This is a genomic window from Brevundimonas lenta, assembly GCF_014196335.1.
GTDB lineage: Bacteria > Pseudomonadota > Alphaproteobacteria > Caulobacterales > Caulobacteraceae > Brevundimonas > Brevundimonas lenta.
On sequence record NZ_JACIDM010000002.1, the window covers coordinates 310,584 to 325,743 of the forward strand.

General features: G+C 68.7%; 15 protein-coding genes. 10 read left to right on the forward strand and 5 right to left on the reverse strand.

Going from position 1 to position 15,160, the window contains the following annotated elements; all coding sequences use genetic code 11:
- Positions 1-13 precede the first annotated feature (13 nt).
- From dusB to GGR12_RS09030, 7 genes are all read left to right on the forward strand, one after another.
- Positions 14-1,066 carry a tRNA dihydrouridine synthase DusB gene (dusB, locus tag GGR12_RS09000; protein ID WP_183204083.1) on the forward strand — a complete coding sequence of 351 codons (1,053 nt, stop codon included), beginning with the start codon at positions 14-16 and terminating at the stop codon, positions 1,064-1,066.
- The gene (locus GGR12_RS09005) at positions 1,063-3,354 is read left to right on the forward strand and encodes a sensor histidine kinase NtrY-like (protein ID WP_183204084.1); all 2,292 of its coding nucleotides are present in this window, start codon (positions 1,063-1,065) and stop codon (positions 3,352-3,354) included. Before dusB ends, GGR12_RS09005 begins: the two co-directional genes overlap by 4 nt.
- A gap of 9 nt (positions 3,355-3,363) precedes the next feature.
- Complete coding sequence (ntrX, locus tag GGR12_RS09010; protein ID WP_183204085.1) at positions 3,364-4,779, forward strand: nitrogen assimilation response regulator NtrX; 1,416 nt, start codon at positions 3,364-3,366, stop codon at positions 4,777-4,779.
- Positions 4,776-5,639, forward strand: a complete 864-nt coding sequence (locus GGR12_RS09015) for a D-amino-acid transaminase (RefSeq protein ID WP_183204086.1) — start codon at positions 4,776-4,778, stop codon at positions 5,637-5,639. The genes ntrX and GGR12_RS09015 overlap by 4 nt, the downstream gene beginning before the upstream one ends.
- 231 nt (positions 5,640-5,870) lie before the next feature.
- Positions 5,871-6,116 carry an RNA chaperone Hfq gene (gene hfq, locus GGR12_RS09020; RefSeq protein ID WP_003164861.1) on the forward strand — a complete coding sequence of 82 codons (246 nt, stop codon included), beginning with the start codon at positions 5,871-5,873 and terminating at the stop codon, positions 6,114-6,116.
- Positions 6,117-7,418 carry a GTPase HflX gene (hflX, locus tag GGR12_RS09025; protein WP_183204087.1) on the forward strand — a complete coding sequence of 434 codons (1,302 nt, stop codon included), beginning with the start codon at positions 6,117-6,119 and terminating at the stop codon, positions 7,416-7,418.
- Between the two features lie 40 nt (positions 7,419-7,458).
- The gene (locus GGR12_RS09030; RefSeq protein WP_183204088.1) at positions 7,459-7,779 is read left to right on the forward strand and encodes a hypothetical protein; all 321 of its coding nucleotides are present in this window, start codon (positions 7,459-7,461) and stop codon (positions 7,777-7,779) included.
- Positions 7,780-7,841: 62 nt separating this feature from the next.
- Here the strand turns inward: GGR12_RS09030 and GGR12_RS09035 are convergent, their stop codons facing one another.
- The 3 genes from GGR12_RS09035 to GGR12_RS09045 are packed head-to-tail and all read right to left on the reverse strand — an operon-like array spanning position 7,842 to position 10,674.
- Entirely contained in the window at positions 7,842-8,504 is a 663-nt protein-coding gene (locus GGR12_RS09035; protein WP_183204089.1) for an HAD-IA family hydrolase, read from the reverse strand.
- Positions 8,501-9,286: a nucleoside triphosphate pyrophosphohydrolase gene (gene mazG / locus GGR12_RS09040; RefSeq protein WP_183204090.1), complete on the reverse strand. Its 786-nt coding sequence runs from the start codon at positions 9,284-9,286 to the stop codon at positions 8,501-8,503. Before mazG ends, GGR12_RS09035 begins: the two co-directional genes overlap by 4 nt.
- Entirely contained in the window at positions 9,283-10,674 is a 1,392-nt protein-coding gene (locus GGR12_RS09045; RefSeq protein WP_183204091.1) for an MFS transporter, read from the reverse strand. Before GGR12_RS09045 ends, mazG begins: the two co-directional genes overlap by 4 nt.
- A gap of 143 nt (positions 10,675-10,817) precedes the next feature.
- Here GGR12_RS09045 and GGR12_RS09050 point away from each other — a divergent pair, with 143 nt between their 5' ends.
- From GGR12_RS09050 to ygiD, 3 genes are all read left to right on the forward strand, one after another.
- The gene (locus GGR12_RS09050; protein ID WP_221212309.1) at positions 10,818-11,702 is read left to right on the forward strand and encodes a D-alanyl-D-alanine carboxypeptidase family protein; all 885 of its coding nucleotides are present in this window, start codon (positions 10,818-10,820) and stop codon (positions 11,700-11,702) included.
- Positions 11,699-12,190: a hypothetical protein gene (locus GGR12_RS09055; RefSeq protein ID WP_183204092.1), complete on the forward strand. Its 492-nt coding sequence runs from the start codon at positions 11,699-11,701 to the stop codon at positions 12,188-12,190. Before GGR12_RS09050 ends, GGR12_RS09055 begins: the two co-directional genes overlap by 4 nt.
- A gap of 78 nt (positions 12,191-12,268) precedes the next feature.
- On the forward strand, positions 12,269-13,024 hold the full coding sequence (ygiD, locus tag GGR12_RS09060; RefSeq protein ID WP_183204093.1) for a 4,5-DOPA-extradiol-dioxygenase: 756 nt from the start codon (positions 12,269-12,271) through the stop codon (positions 13,022-13,024).
- Here the strand turns inward: ygiD and GGR12_RS09065 are convergent, their stop codons facing one another.
- On the reverse strand, positions 13,025-13,417 hold the full coding sequence (locus tag GGR12_RS09065) for a DoxX family protein (RefSeq protein ID WP_183204094.1): 393 nt from the start codon (positions 13,415-13,417) through the stop codon (positions 13,025-13,027).
- A 63-nt stretch (positions 13,418-13,480) separates the two neighbouring features.
- On the reverse strand, positions 13,481-15,034 hold the full coding sequence (locus tag GGR12_RS09070) for an AMP-binding protein (protein WP_183204095.1): 1,554 nt from the start codon (positions 15,032-15,034) through the stop codon (positions 13,481-13,483).
- Positions 15,035-15,160 lie beyond the last annotated feature (126 nt).

Consider the following 15,160-nt stretch of genomic DNA (forward strand, 5'->3'; position numbering starts at 1 on the left):
CGGTAAGGGGCCGATGAACGCAGGCCTTCAGATCGGCGACGTGTGGGTGCCCGGACGGGTGCTGACCGCGCCCATGACCGGAATCACGGACCTGCCCTTCCGCGTGCTGGCCTCGCGGCTGGGCGCGGCCTACGTCGCGACCGAGATGGTCGCGGCCGCCGAACTGGCGCGGGCGCGGCCGGACGTGGTGCGGCGCGCGGCCGTGGGCGAGGGCCTGCCGCTGACGGTGATCCAGCTGGTGGGCCGCGATCCCGGGGCCATGGCCGAGGGCGCGCGGATGGCCGAGAAGGCCGGCGCCGACATCATCGATCTGAATTTCGGCTGCCCGGCCAAGGAAGTGACCGGCGCGGCCTGCGGCTCGGCCCTGATGCGGACGCCCGATCTGGCCTGCCGGCTGATCGAGGCGGCGGTGACGGCGACGACGCGGCCGGTGACGGTGAAGATGCGGCTGGGCTGGGACGACGCCAGCCGGAACGCGGCCGAGCTGGCGCGGCGGGCCGAGGCGCTGGGCGTAAAGGCGATCACCGTGCACGGCCGGACGCGGCAGCAGTTCTATACCGGCTCGGCGGACTGGCGGGCGGTCGGCGAGGTCAAGGCGGCGGTGAGCGTGCCGGTGATCGTCAACGGCGACATCCTGACCGCCGACGACGCCCGGGCGGCGCTGGAGCAGTCCGGCGCGGACGCCCTGATGCTGGGGCGCGGCGTTTATGGCCGGCCGTGGCTGGCGGCGCATTTGGAGCGGGCGCTGGCGGACGGGACCGTGCTGGAAGAGCCCGGTCGCGAGGCGCGGCGGGACATCGTCATCGAGCATCTGCGGGCGTCGATCGCCTTCTACGGCATGCCGCTGGGGCTGAAGATGTTCCGCAAGCATCTGGGCTGGTACGTCGAACAGGCGCCCTGGCCCGAGGACGCGACGGAGCGGCGGGCCGCGAAGTCGCGGCTGTGCCGCCTGGATCAGCCGGACGAGGTCGAAAAGGCGCTCACGGAACTGTGGGGCCTGGTGACGCTTTCCAGCAACTCCGTTGTTGATATTCAGTCACAGCTGGCGGAAGCTGATGCGGCATGAAGGACACGCCCGCCGCTGACGCCCAGCCCGCACCGACCGCCTCGCGCGGACCGGCGCGCTGGTTCGACGGCTGGTCGGAGGAGCGGAGACGCAACGCCTTCCTGATCGCCTATGCAATCGCCTTTCTGATCACCGGCGCGGCGATCTGGCTGCTGGCCACGGTTCCAGGCAGCAGCGTCGAGGGGGCGCGTCAGTCGGCGAGCCGGTCCGTCCTCATCCTTCTGGGCGTGAATTTCCTGCTGATCACGACCCTGGCCGTGGTGATCGGGCGGCGCGCGTTCAGCCTGTTCCGGCGGCGAACCCACGCCGGGGCGCGGTTGCACCTGAGGTTCGTGACGCTGTTTTCGCTGGTGGCCCTGGTCCCGGCGGTCGCCATCGCCCTGGTGTTCGGCGTGCTGGTGAATCGCGGCGTCGACCAGTGGTTCAGCGGCAATGTGCAGTCGGCGGTGGAGAACGGGGCGGACATCGCCCGGGCCTATCTGGAGGACGTGTCCGATCAGATGGACGCTGATCTGGTGGTGATCTCGGATCAGCTGACCGGGGCCCGGCCGCTGTTCGAGAACCGCATCCAGTTCTCGGACGCCCTGACCCAGATCGCACAGCTGTTCGGCTATCCGGCCATCTACATCCTGGGGCCGAACGGCGAGGTGCTGGCCAGCGGCGAGTCGCCGGGCGCGCCGGCCTTCGTCGCTCCGCCCCGTGCGGCGCTGGAAGCGGCCGCCGAGGGTGGTCCGCCGCCGCAGGAACTGACCGAGAATCCGGACGCTGCGCGTTCGCTGGTCGCCCTGCCGGCCTACGGCGACGCCTTCCTGTATCTGGTGCGGCCGCTGAAGCCGGGCCTGATCGCGCAGATGCGCCGCGGTGAGGAATCCATCGTCGCCTATCGCGAGGCCGAAGAGAGCCGGGAGCGCATCCAGGCCGCATTCGCCATCAGCTATCTGGAGACGGCGCTGCTGGTGCTGGTGGGCGCGATCTGGCTGGGCATGTCGGCGGCCACGGCGATCTCGGCGCCGATCGGGCGTCTGGTCGAGGCCGCGGACCGGGTCGCCGGGGGCGATCTGACGGCTCGGGTGGAGGACGAGGACGGGCCGGGCGAGATCAAGACGCTGACGGCCGCCTTCAACCGCATGACCGGCGATCTGGAGACCCAGCAGGCGGCCCTGCGGACGGCCAGCGAGGAAGCCACGGGGCGCACCCGGTTCATCGAGACCGTGCTGTCGGGCGTATCGGCGGGCGTGATCGGCGTCGACCGACGTCGGCGCGTGTCGGCGATCAACGACAGCGCGGTCGAGCTGCTGGCCATCTCGGACCCTGAAATCATCGGCCGGCCGTTGGGCGAGGTGTCGCCTGAGCTGAGCGAACTGGCAGGTCGGGCCGAGGCGCATATCGAGGAAGAGATCGACGTCAGCCTGGAGGGCGAGACGCGCCGTCTGCGGGTCCGGATCGAGGGCGGTCTGGGTGGCGAGATGGTGCTGACCTTCGACGACATCACCCGTCTGGTGACGGCCCAGCGCAACGCCGCATGGCGGGACGTGGCGCGCCGCATCGCGCACGAGATCAAGAACCCGCTGACGCCGATCCAGCTGTCGGCCGAGCGACTGCGCCGCCGGTACCGCAAACAGGTCGGCGAGGACGTCGAGGTGTTCGACCGCTGCACCGAGACCATCATCCGCCAGGTGGGCGACATCGGCCGGATGGTGGACGAGTTCTCGTCCTTCGCCCGCATGCCCGCGCCGCGCTTCACCGCCGAAAACCCGGCCGAGCTATTGCGCGAGTCGGTGTTCGCCCAGCGCGTGGCCGCGCCGGATATCGACGTCGAACTGGTCGAGCCGCTGCCCAAGGTCGTGCTGCACGCCGACCGTCAGATGGTCGGCCAGGCGCTGACCAATATCCTGAAGAACGCCGGTGAGGCGGTGGCCGCGCGTCGCGAGGCCGCGCCGCGTCCAGGCGATGGGTCCGGACCGGGCATCCTGGCGCGGCTGACGGTCGAGGACGGAATCGCGATCTTCGCGATCGAGGACGACGGCGCCGGCCTGCCGGTTCGCGACCGCGACCGGTTGACCGAGCCCTATGTGACGACGCGCGAGAAGGGGACGGGCCTCGGCCTGGCCATCGTCAAGCGCATCTGTGAAGAACACGGCGGCGAGCTGAAGCTGGCTGACGCCGAGACCCTGTCAGGCGCCCGGGTGTGCCTGACCTTCCCACTGAAATCCCAACAGCAACCCGCCGGGTCTGCTGGATCCAGGGACGCGAAGGCGTCCAGCGGTCCAGTCACCGCGGCGGAATAGCGAGGCGATATGCGATCTACGGGAGCTGATATTCTGGTCGTGGACGACGAGGCGGACATCCGCGAGCTGGTTTCCGGCCTGCTCGAGGACGAAGGCCATGCCGTTCGCGTCGCCTCCAACTCCGACGAGGCCATGGCCGCCATCCGGGCGCGGAAGCCGTCGCTGGCGCTCCTGGACATCTGGATGCAGGGCGGCGGTCTGGACGGGCTGGAGCTGCTGGACGTAATCAAGGAGCTGGATCCCGACCTGCCGGTCGTCATGATCTCGGGCCACGGCAACATCGAAACGGCCGTCAGCGCGCTGCAGCGCGGGGCCTACGACTTCATCGAAAAACCCTTCAAGTCCGACCGGTTGGTCGTCGTTGTTCAGCGCGCGCTTGAAACGTCGCAGCTGAAACGCGAGAACCGCCGGCTGCGCGCCCAGGTCGCCGCGCCTACGGGGCTGATCGGCAAGTCGGCGGCGGCGCAGACCCTGCGCAGCACCATCTCCAAGGTCGCCCCGGCCAACAGCCGCGTGCTGATCTCGGGCCCGCCCGGATCGGGCAAGGAGCTGGTGGCGCGCCAGATCCACGAAGCCAGCGCCCGGGCCAAGGCCGAGTTCGTGGCCATCGCCGCCGCCGGCATGACGCCCGAGCGGCTGGACCTGGAACTGTTCGGCGAGGAGGGCGTCGACGGCCGTCCGCGCAAGATCGGCGTGTTCGAACGCGCCCATAACGGCACCCTGTATCTGGACGACGTGGGCGACATGCCGCGCGAGAGCCAGAGCCGGGTTCTGAGGGTGCTGGTCGAACAGCGCTTCCGCCGGGTCGGCGGCGAACAGGACGTGCAGGTGGACGTGCGCGTCATCACCTCGACGTCCCGCGACCTGAAGACCGAGATCGCCGAGGGGCGGTTCCGCGAGGACCTGTTCCACCGTCTGAACGTGGTGCCGATCCGGGTGCCGGCGCTGGCCGAGCGGCGCGAGGACATCCAGGAGCTGGTCGACTATTTCATCGAGACCCTGGCGTCTTCGCAGGGGCTGCCGCGCCGCCGCCTGGGCGACGACGCCATCGCCGTGCTGCAGGTCCATCCGTGGCCGGGCAACGTCCGCCAGCTGCGCAACAACGTCGAACGGCTGCTGATCCTGGCCACCGGCGACATCAACGATCCGATCGGGGCAGACGCCCTGCCGCAGGAGGCGACCAACGCCAACTCGACCGGGACCCTCGGCGCCGAGCGCATCATCGCCCTGCCGCTGCGCGAGGCCCGCGAGGTGTTCGAGCGCGAATATCTGGCGGCCCAGATCATGCGGTTCGGCGGAAACATCTCGCGCACGGCCGCCTTCATCGGCATGGAACGGTCGGCGCTTCACCGCAAACTGAAGTCGCTGGGCGTATCGCCGGCCCGTGGCGGCGAGGATGAGGAAGAGGGACACCTCGAGGAATGAGCCGGGTCGCCTACGTCAACGGAACCTATCGCCCGCACGGCGACGCCACTGTCCATGTCGAGGACCGGGGCTTCCAGTTCGCCGACGGCGTCTATGAGGTGTGGTCGATCTTCGATGGCCGTCTGGCCGATTTCGACGCCCACATGACGCGCCTGCACCGCAGCCTGAACGAGCTGCGCATTCCGATCCCGATGACCCGTGAGGCCCTGACCCAGGTGCTGAAGGAGACGGTCCGCCGCAACCGCGTCCGTGACGGCATCGTCTATCTGCAGGTCACGCGCGGCACCGCCCGCCGCGACCATCCGTTCCCGGCCGAAGGCACGCCGCCCAGCGTCGTCGTGACGGCCAAGTCTATCCCGCAGGCGAAGGCCGAGGCCACCGCCGCCAAGGGCGTGGCCGTCGTCACCCAGCCGGACATCCGGTGGGGCCGTTGCGACATCAAGACGGTCGGCCTGCTGCCGAACGTGCTGGCCAAACAGGCGGCGCGCGAGCGTGGCGCCTATGAGGCGTGGATGGTCGACGAGATGGGTCTGGTGACCGAAGGCTCCTCGACCAACGCCTGGATCGTCGACGAGAACGGCAAGCTGCGCACGCGCGACACCCAGGCCAACATCCTGCGCGGCTGCACCCGTGCGGCGATCTTGGAGCTGATCAAGGAAGAGGGCGTCGAGTTCGAGGAACGCGCCTTTAGCGTCGACGAGGCGAAGCGCGCGAAGGAGGCCTTCTTCACCGCCGCGGGCGCCTGGGTCATGCCGGCGGTGTCGATCGACGGCGTGAAGATCGGCAACGGCAAGCCGGGCCCGATCACGAAGAAGCTGCGGGAACTGTATCTTGATCAGGCGCGCCGCGACGCCATCTAGAGCCTGATCGGTTGAGGAGGAATCGCTTCGCGATTCCGCTGAAGCCGTGAATCAGGCTCCAGCATTATCCTGGAGCGAAATCTGAGCCTTGTTGGACTGCGTCCAACAAGACCGATTTCGCTCTGGGGCGTTGCGACCACGGCAGGGGCCGTTAAGGTGGCCGGGCCGGCATCGATCGGCCCCGCGCCGCTCCCACGGCCGGCGAACAAACAAGAACAGGATGAACCTGCCATGTCGCAAGACAAACGCCAGAACCTTCAGGACACCTTCCTCAACAGCGTTCGCAAGACGAAGACCCCGCTGACCATCTTCCTGGTCAACGGCGTAAAGCTGCAGGGCATCGTGACCTGGTTCGACAACTTCTGTGTGCTGCTGCGTCGCGATGGCCAGTCGCAGCTCGTCTACAAGCACGCCATCTCGACCATCATGCCGTCCGCGCCCGTGCAGCTGTACGAGCCCGACGCAGAAGAAGACTGATTGACCACCAAACATATCGACCACGCCGTCCCGCTGATCCGGGCGGTCGTCATCCATCCCGACGGACGCAGCGAAAGCTCGCGGCTCGCTGAGGAGCGTCTGGAAGAGGCCGTCGGCCTGGCCCGGGCGCTCGACCTCGACGTGCGCGCGGAAGAGATCGTGCGCATCCGCAAGACCGTGCCCGCGACCATGTTCGGCTCCGGCAAGGTCGAGGAGCTGGCCGCCCTGATCCGCGCCGCCGAGGCCGAGGCCGCCGTCATCGACGACGACCTGACGCCGGTGCAGCAGCGCAATCTGGAGAAGGCCTGGGACTGCAAGGTCATCGACCGCACGGGCCTGATCCTCGAAATCTTCGGCCGCCGCGCGCGGACCAAGGAAGGCCGGCTGCAGGTCGAACTGGCCCGACTCGATTACGAGAAGTCGCGGCTGGTGCGGACCTGGACCCACCTGGAACGCCAGCGGGGCGGCACCGGCGCGACCGGCGGTCCCGGCGAGACCCAGATCGAACTGGACCGGCGTCTGATCGCCGACCGGATCGTCAAGCTGAAGGGCGAGCTGGAGGAGGTGCGCCGCACCCGCGGCCTGCATCGCAAGGCGCGCCAGAAGGTGCCGTTCCCGACGGTGGCGCTGGTCGGCTATACCAACGCCGGCAAGTCGACGCTGTTCAACCGGCTGACCGGATCCGAGGTGTTCGCCAAGGACCTGCTGTTCGCCACCCTGGACACGACCCAGCGCACCATTCGCCTGCCGCAGGGCCGGCCGGCGATCGTGGCCGACACCGTCGGCTTCATCTCGGACCTGCCGCACGAACTGGTGGAGAGCTTCCGGGCGACGCTGGAGGAGGTCGGCGAGGCCGATCTGATCCTGCACGTGCGCGACATCGCCAGCGCCGACTCGGACGCCCAGGCGAAGGACGTCGAGGCGGTGCTGAAACAGATCCCGATGGTCGAGGGCAAGGCGCGCCGCGTGCTGGAGGTCTGGAACAAGATCGACCTGCTGGACGGCGAGGCCCGCGAGGCGGTGCTGGGCCAGGCCGAGCGCTTGCGGGTGCAGGGCAAGGCCGTGGCCGTGTCCGCCTGGACCGGGGAGGGGATCGAACCCCTGCGGGAGACCATCGCCGGCCTGATCGACGACGATCCCGAGACGGAGGTGGTGCTGGAGCCGCATCAGGGCGAGGCGCTGGCCTGGCTGTACGAGAACGGCCGGGTCACCGGGCGTGAGACGGACGACGAGGGCCGGACGCATGTGCGCGTGCGGCTGCACGCGTCGGCGCTGGGGCGGTTCGAGCGGCAGTTCGGCTAGCGCGGTTGGCTGAGCCGGAGCGTGGGCGCATGCTCCGGCGATGGCTGATCTGGACGGCATCCGGAGGCGTGTGGAACGGGCGATGATCGCCCATGCGCGCACCATCGTGCCGAAGGCCGACGGGTTTTCGTTCGGCGCGATCGACATCGACCCGAAGCACCTGGCCGTCTGGATCACCACGCCGACCGACCGCGAGCGCGACCGGCTGGCGAGGGATCCGGCCGTGGCGGCCCGCTTCCGGGAGATACTGGCTGAAGAAGGCTATCCGCCGGCCGCGATCCCGGACGTCGGGCTCGCCTTTGAATCGCAGGAGACCGTCGATCGCGTGTTCGGCGGAAACTGGTGGCACGCGGTGAAGTGACGGGCCGTCTCCTCCCTGTCCGCGAAGCGAATGGGGAGGGGGACCGCAGCGGTGGAGGGGCGTCAGGCCGTCAGTACGGCCTCAATGCCCGCGTAGTCGTCGACCACGTGGTGAGCACCGGCATCACGGAGACGGTCCGCGTGCCCCGCCCGGATGTGGCCGCCGGCGCAGAGGCCGATGACGGTCATGCCGGCGGCGACGCCGGCGCGGACGCCCGTGGGCGTGTCCTCGATGACGAGGGCGCGGGCCGGGTCGACGCCCATGGTCGCGGCGGCGTGAAGGAACAGGTCCGGGTGGGGCTTGCCGCGCGTGACGTGGACGGCGGCGCTGAAGATGGGGCCGTCGAAGGTCTGTGCGACGCCGAAGCGTTCGAGGCCCATCTCGATCCACGAGACCGGGCTGGAGGAGGCGATGCAGCGCCGCTCGTGGCGACCGGCGAGGAAGTCGACGAAGCCGGGCACCGGCTGCAGCTCGGTCGCGGCGCGCTCGTGGCAGCGGCGGGTCCACTCGCTGTCGATATGGGCGGGGCAGGGGCCGCCCAGCCGCTCCTCGATCAGCGGCACGCAGTCCAGCCAGCGCTTGCCCATGTAGATCGACAAGGCGTCGTCGAGGCTGGTGGGCAGGCCGGCCCCGGTGAGCACCTCCGCCATGATCCGGTTGTTCAGCAGTTCGCTGTCGGCGACGACGCCGTCGTAGTCGAAGACGATCAGGTCGTAGCGGCTCACGCGCGCTCCGCCGCCTTCGCCGCGTCCCACAGGCCGTCCATTTCGGCGAGATCCGACTGTTCCGGCGTGCGGCCGTCCTGCGCCAGGGCGGCCTCGATGAAGTGGAAGCGGCGGATGAATTTGGCGTTGGCGCCGCGAAGCGCGTCCTCGGGCTCGACGCCCAATTTGCGGGCGAGGTTGGCGAGGACGAACAGCAGGTCGCCCATTTCGTCCTTCGCCTTGTCCAGGTCTCCGGCGGCGATCTCGGCGCGGAGTTCGGCGACCTCCTCGACGAACTTGTCGAACACCTCGTCGGTGGAGGGCCAGTCGAAACCGACGCGGGCGGCGCGTTTGGTCAGTTTGGCGGCGCGGGCGAGGGCGGGCAGGCCGACAGGGACGTCGTCGAGGACGCCGTGCTGTTCCTTGTCCTTGCGTTCGGCGGCCTTGATGTCCTCCCACCGCACCTTCTGGGCGGCGCCGTCGATCTTCGCGTCCTCTTCACCGAAGACGTGCGGGTGGCGGCGCTCCAGCTTGTCGGCGATGGCGTTGGCCACATCGTTGAAGACGAACAGCCCCTTCTCCTCGGCCATGCGGGCGTGGAAAACGACCTGGAACAGCAGGTCGCCGAGCTCGGACTTCAGGTCGTCCATGTCGCCGCGCTCGATGGCGTCGGCGACCTCGTAGGCCTCTTCCAGCGTGTAGGGGGCGATGGTCTCGAAGGTCTGCTCGACGTCCCACGGGCAGCCGCCGACCGGAGCGCGGAGCTGCGCCATAATGGCGATGAGGCGGTCGACGGGGGTCATGCGGTTTCCGTGGCGACGCCGTCGCGGGCCTCGAGCTCGCGGCGGATCTCGTCGTGGCGCGCGGGCGTCAGGGGGTAGCCCTTGAGCACCAGGGCGGCGGCGGCGAGCAGCAGGCCGGGCAGGAGGATGAAGAGGACCTGCAGCGTCAGCAGCGAGGCCTCGCTGTTGCCCTCCGGCCCGGGCAGGGCGCGGAAGCCGACCCACTGCAGGATCAGATATGGGATCAGGGCGACGACGTGGCCGATCTTGGTGGTGGCCGAGAGGATGGAGAACATCAGGCCGGTGCGGTCGACACCGGTCTCCAGCCGCACCTCATCGCCGGCGTCGGCCATCATGGCGCGCAGCAGGAACAGGCCCGCGGCGTAGGGCAGACCGGCGATGAACATGACGATGGCGGTGATCATGAAGTTGCCGCCCGGAACCAGGGTCGCGCCGATGTAGAGGGCGGCGAAGATGATGCTGGCCGTGGCCAGGGCCTTGTCCTTGCCGATCCTGGTCGCGAGCCAGGCCCAGATGGGCGCGCCCACCAGGCCGGCCACGAAGTAGAACAGCATGAACAGCGACGCCTGGGTGTGGTCGTAGCCCTTGATCTGGCCGAAGAAGAAGAACAGCAGCGAGCCGGTGATGCCCGGCGCGACGCCCAGCAGCAGGTCGGCGAACAGCAGCTTGCGCACGGTCTTGCGGCTGAACAGGGCGAGGTAGGCCTTCGGCCCGCCATGCGGGGCGGCGCCGGCGTTGACCGGCTCGGGCACCACGAACATGGCCAGGCCGATGGTGACGGGCAGGGCGATCATGATGGCCCAGCCCATGATGCGGACGCCCTCGGCGTAGTCGCCGATGCCGGTCTTCACGACGACGGTCGGCAGGATCAGGATCAGGATCACGCCGATGATGTTGAACACCTGCCACCAGCCGTAGACGCGCGAGCGCTGGTCGTACTGGGGCGCCAGCACCGAGGCCCAGCCGAGCTGGCCCAGGGTGCCGACCGAGAAGCCGAGGTAGAGGACCAGCAGCCAGCCGAAGAGATAGGCGGCGCCGGCGCCGGGCTGGACCAGGACGAACATCATCAGGGCCGACAGCATCAGGATCGGCGTCGACAGGGCCATCCACGGGCGGTAGCGGCCCCATTTCGTCTTGGTGCGATCCATGCCCCAGCCGATGAAGGGGTCGAAGACGATGTCGATCAGACGCACGGCCATGAACACCGCGGCGACCACGCCCAGCTCCAGTCCCACGAAGGTGGCGTAGAACTCGGGCAGGGTGACCGGCAGGGCGACGCCGAAGGCCGCCAGCGGCAGGCAAGGGCCCGAGAAGGCGGCCAGCACGGCGTTGGAGCGGCGGGCGGGCGCCGGCGCGGCGGCCTGTTCGGTCTGTACGACGTCGGTCATGGACGGGTCCGGAGCGCGGTCGTGAGTCGGCCGCAGCGTCACCATGCCGCCTTTGCGCCTCGCGCGCGAGGCGTCGCGCAGTCGTGACCGGCAGGGCGCGAAGGCTCTTGCGGCGCACCCGGCAACGGGGTCACCCTGCACCCATGCCGCTGCGTCATTTCCTGCTGTCGCTGAGCGCCTGCGCCGTTGCGTGGATGGCCGCGGGCGGGGCTATGGCGCAGACCGATGAGGGCGGGGCCGAGATCTGCGACGCCGACGCAGTCGAATGGAGCGGCCCGGCCTATTCGAACGCCATCTCGCTGCACTCGCTGGTGTGGACCCCGTTCGGGACCGAGGAGTGGGGCTGGGAGACCTATGTCCCGCTGATGCAGAAGGAACTGAACACCAACTGCTCGCCGGACTCGCCGAAGTTCGCGCGCAAGCTCGCGGAGTTCCAGGCGGCGCATGCCCTGCCGCCTACCGGTTGGTTCGACCAGATCACCTTCCAGACCTTCCGCGGCATGTGGCAGGAGCGCCGGCCCTTCATCATGGGGCGGGTGCGGCAGGAGCCGTGTCCGGAGCCGCCGCCGCTGTACCAGCTGGGCTATCTGGTCGAGTCCGAGGAGCATGCGGACCGGCTGACGCGTCTGCTGCGGCGTGACGTGCTGGACGCCTATCGGGCGATGGTCGCCGCCGCCCGCGCCGAGGTGCCGGAAGTCGCGGCCAATCCGGAACTGCTGCAGATCTTTTCCGGCTTCCGGGATCCGGCGGCCGACGCCGCCCGATGCGCCCAGCAAAACAACTGCGACGGCCTGCGACGGGCCACCTGTTCCGCCCACCGCACGGGCACGGCGGTCGACCTGTATGTGGGCCAGGTGTTCGGCCTGGGAGTAGATAACACCTCGCCATCCAGCCGACTGTACATGAGCAAGACGCCGACCTATCGCTGGTTGGTCAGGAACGCCGGACGGTTCGGCTTCACGCCCTACGTCTATGAACCCTGGCACTGGGAGTGGATCAGTCCCACGGGAGGCTACGCCGGGCCATGAAGCGCGCGCTGACGAAGGGGGAGCGGGACCTGGCCATGGAGGCCTTCGGTTCGGCGCTGGCCCTGGAGTCGATCCGCTTCATGCCGTCGCCCTGGCCCTTCACGCGGGCCTTCGTGGCCGGACGCTGGTTCGGGCGGGACTGGATCGTGTGGCCGAAGAAGTCCCTGCCCGACGATTTCGATTTCTGCCCCCTGTGGCAGCAGGCGATCTTCATCCACGAACTGACGCACGTCTGGCAGGCCCAGCACGGGGTGAACCTGCTGACCGGCAAGCTGAAGGCCGGCGACCGGCCGGAGTCCTACGAGTACCCGATCGGCATGGACGTCGACTGGGGCAAGCTGAACATCGAGCAGCAGGCCATGATCGTACAGGACCGGTTCTACTGCACCCGCGGGATCGAGGTGAAGGCTGACAAGGCCTTCTACGACCGGGTGTGCCCGCTGAACCGACCGGCCGAGCTGGAAGCAGCGATGAGCCAGATCATCTAGGCTTGCCGGACGCGATCGTCGCTCCCAAATAAGCACCATGACTGTTGCGGAATGCGCCGCGACCCTGGAGCCCGCCTTATGCGTCACCCCGCCATCTTCTTTGGACACGGTTCCCCGATGAACGCCCTCGGCGGCTCGCACGCGGATGCGTGGCGGGCGATCGGTGAAGCGGTCGGCAAGCCGAAAGGCGTGGTCATGGTGTCCGCGCACTGGGAGTCGAACGGCCTCGGCGTCACGGCGCAGGAGCGGCCGGAAACCATCCATGATTTCGGCGGCTTCCCGGCGGAACTGCATGCGATGCAATACCCTGCACCGGGCTCGCCCGAGCTGGCGGAGCGCGTTTCTGCGCTGACCGGGGCGACGCCGACGACGCAGTGGGGCCTGGATCACGGGACCTGGTCGGTGCTGGCCCATGTGTGGCCGGACGCCGACGTGCCGATCGTGCAGCTGTCGCTGAACCGGCGGCTGGATGCGCGCGGGCATTACGAGCTGGCCAGGGCGCTGCGGCCGCTGCGGGACGAGGGCGTGGTGATCGCCGGCTCAGGCGACTTCGTGCACAACCTGCGCACCTGGAAGCGAGCCGGGGGCGAGCCGTACGACTGGGCGACCGGCTTCAACGAGGCGGTGAAGGCGGCGCTGCTGCGCGGCGACGACGATGCCCTGATCGACTGGGTGGGTCTGGCCGAGGATGCGCAGCTGAGCGTGCCGACGGACGAGCACTATCTGCCGCTGCTGTACGTCGCCGCCCAGCGGATGCCGGGCGACGACGTGAGCTTCTTCAATGACGTCATCGAGGGCGGTTCGATCTCGATGACGGGCGTGCGGATCGGCTGATCAGCGACGCTTCATGACGGCGTCGACCGACAGCGGGCCGGCGCCCGAGGCGACGAAGTACAGGAAGACGAAGCAGTAGAGTGCGATCGTCTCGCCGCCGTTGGCGATCGGGAACGGCCCCTGGGGCGCGTGGATCATCCAGTAGCCGACGGCGCAGAAGCCGGAGGCCAGGAAGGCGACCGGGCGCGTGAACAGGCCGATCAGGAACAGTGTGCCGAGCACGAGCTCGAGCGGGCCGGACAGGCCGGCCAGGCTGAGGCCGGGAGGCGGTACGCCCTCGACGGCCGGGAAGCCCAGCACCTTGGCGGTGCCGTGGCAGACGAACAGAAGGCCAGTGACGATGCGCAGTACGCTGAGCAGCTGCGGCTGGTACTTTGAGAACCCGGTGAACATGGAACCCTCCCTCATAGGAGGGAGAACTGTGCGACCGAGTCGCGATCAGTTCAAAGCGGGGGCTCAGGCGGCCTTGTCGACCTCGACCATCTGCTGGATGGCGACATAGTCGGTCTTGCCCGTGCCGAGGACCGGCACCTCGCCCACGCGCATGATCTTTTTGGGCACCGCGAGCTCCGGCGCGCCGTGGCTGCGGGCCCATTCGGCGAGGCGCGAGACGTCGGCGTCCTTGCGGTCGGTGACCAGCACCAGCTTCTCGCCCTTGCGGCTGTCGGGGATGGAGACGACGGCGTGGCGGGCGTCCGGCCATACGGCGCTGGCGAGGCCTTCGACGGCGGTCAGGCTGACCATTTCGCCGCCGATCTTGGCGAAGCGCTTCACCCGGCCGAGGATGGCGATGTAGCCGTCTTCATCCAGCGAGACGATGTCGCCGGTGTCGTGCCAGCCGTCCTTGAGCGGATCGATCGCCAGCGGATCTTCGGCCGAGAGATAGCCTTCCATGACGTTCGGGCCGCGCAGGTAGAGGCGGCCGCCTTCGGCGATGCCCGGAACTTCTTCGATCTTCCAGTCCATGCCCGGCATGATCTGGCCGACGGTGCCCGGACGATTGCGCTCCGGGTGGTTCACCGCGACGACCGGCGCGGCTTCGGTGGCGCCGTAGCCTTCCAGAAGCTTGAGGCCGTGGAAGCGGGTGTTGAACAGGTGGTGGGTCTCGTCGCGCACCTTCTCGGCGCCGGCGACGACGAATTCCAGGGTCGAGAAATCGTCCGGCCCGGCGACGCGGGCGTACTGGTTCAGGAAGGTGTCGGTGGCGAACAGGATCGACGCCTTTACCTGCGGCAGCAGCTCGACGATCTGCTTGGCGTGCAGCGGCGAAGGGTACTGGAACGCCTTCATGCCCTGCAGCAGGGGCAGCAGCACGCCGCCGGTCAGGCCGAAGCAGTGGAAGGTCGGCAGCGGGTTGAACATCACCCACTCCGGCTTCAGGTGGATGTGCTGGGCGACCTGGCGGCAGTTGGCGACCAGGTTCCACTGGCTGAGGACGACGCCCTTCGGCGCGCCGAAGCTGCCCGAGGTGAACAGCACCACGCCCGGCGACGACGGCTCGGTTTTCACGCGGAAGCGTTTGGGCATCATGCCGGCCATCAGGCCGTAGAGCTTGTCCTGCAGACCGATGGTCTTGCGAACGTCGTCCAGCCAGACGACCTCGGCCACGGTTTCGATGTCGGCGATCAGGTCTTCCAGCTTGGCCTGCTGGATGAAGCGTTTCGCGGTCAGGACCTTCTTTACGCCCGCGGCCTTGATCGCCGCCTTGATGTTGGCTTCGCCGGCCGTGAAATTGATCATCACCGGGACGCGGCCGTGCGCATGCAGGCCGTAGAAGGTGACCACCACGCCCATGCTGGACGGCAGCAGGATGCCGACGCGCTCGTTCAGCTCGGTCATCGCCGCGACCTTGCGGCCCAGTACGAAGGCGGCGCGGATCAGGCCCGTGTAGGTGAGGGGCTTGCGGTCCTGGTCTTCCAGGATCTCCTTGTCGCCGAACGTATCGCGAGCCGAGATCAGGGCGTCGAAGATCGTTTCCTCGCCGGCCTTGGTGTCCAGGGGTACGCGCAAAAGACATCCTCCGTTCGGTCGCGTTGGCCGCGCCCGTGATTTGGGCGGCAAACTAGAGCGCGGCGTGACCCTTGAAAAGATGTGTTACCGGCCGTGAGGTTCCCGTTCGCCTTGCCTTCGACACGC

Coding starts and splice junctions, on each gene's coding strand:
- dusB (WP_183204083.1), top strand. CDS start 14: ATGAACGCAGGCCTTCAGATCGGCGACGTGTGGGTGCCCGGACGGGTG.
- GGR12_RS09005 (WP_183204084.1), top strand. CDS start 1,063: ATGAAGGACACGCCCGCCGCTGACGCCCAGCCCGCACCGACCGCCTCG.
- ntrX (WP_183204085.1), top strand. CDS start 3,364: ATGCGATCTACGGGAGCTGATATTCTGGTCGTGGACGACGAGGCGGAC.
- GGR12_RS09015 (WP_183204086.1), top strand. CDS start 4,776: ATGAGCCGGGTCGCCTACGTCAACGGAACCTATCGCCCGCACGGCGAC.
- hfq (WP_003164861.1), top strand. CDS start 5,871: ATGTCGCAAGACAAACGCCAGAACCTTCAGGACACCTTCCTCAACAGC.
- GGR12_RS09030 (WP_183204088.1), top strand. CDS start 7,459: ATGGCTGATCTGGACGGCATCCGGAGGCGTGTGGAACGGGCGATGATC.
- mazG (WP_183204090.1), bottom strand. CDS start 9,286: ATGACCCCCGTCGACCGCCTCATCGCCATTATGGCGCAGCTCCGCGCT.
- GGR12_RS09045 (WP_183204091.1), bottom strand. CDS start 10,674: ATGACCGACGTCGTACAGACCGAACAGGCCGCCGCGCCGGCGCCCGCC.
- GGR12_RS09050 (WP_221212309.1), top strand. CDS start 10,818: ATGCCGCTGCGTCATTTCCTGCTGTCGCTGAGCGCCTGCGCCGTTGCG.
- GGR12_RS09055 (WP_183204092.1), top strand. CDS start 11,699: ATGAAGCGCGCGCTGACGAAGGGGGAGCGGGACCTGGCCATGGAGGCC.
- ygiD (WP_183204093.1), top strand. CDS start 12,269: ATGCGTCACCCCGCCATCTTCTTTGGACACGGTTCCCCGATGAACGCC.
- GGR12_RS09065 (WP_183204094.1), bottom strand. CDS start 13,417: ATGTTCACCGGGTTCTCAAAGTACCAGCCGCAGCTGCTCAGCGTACTG.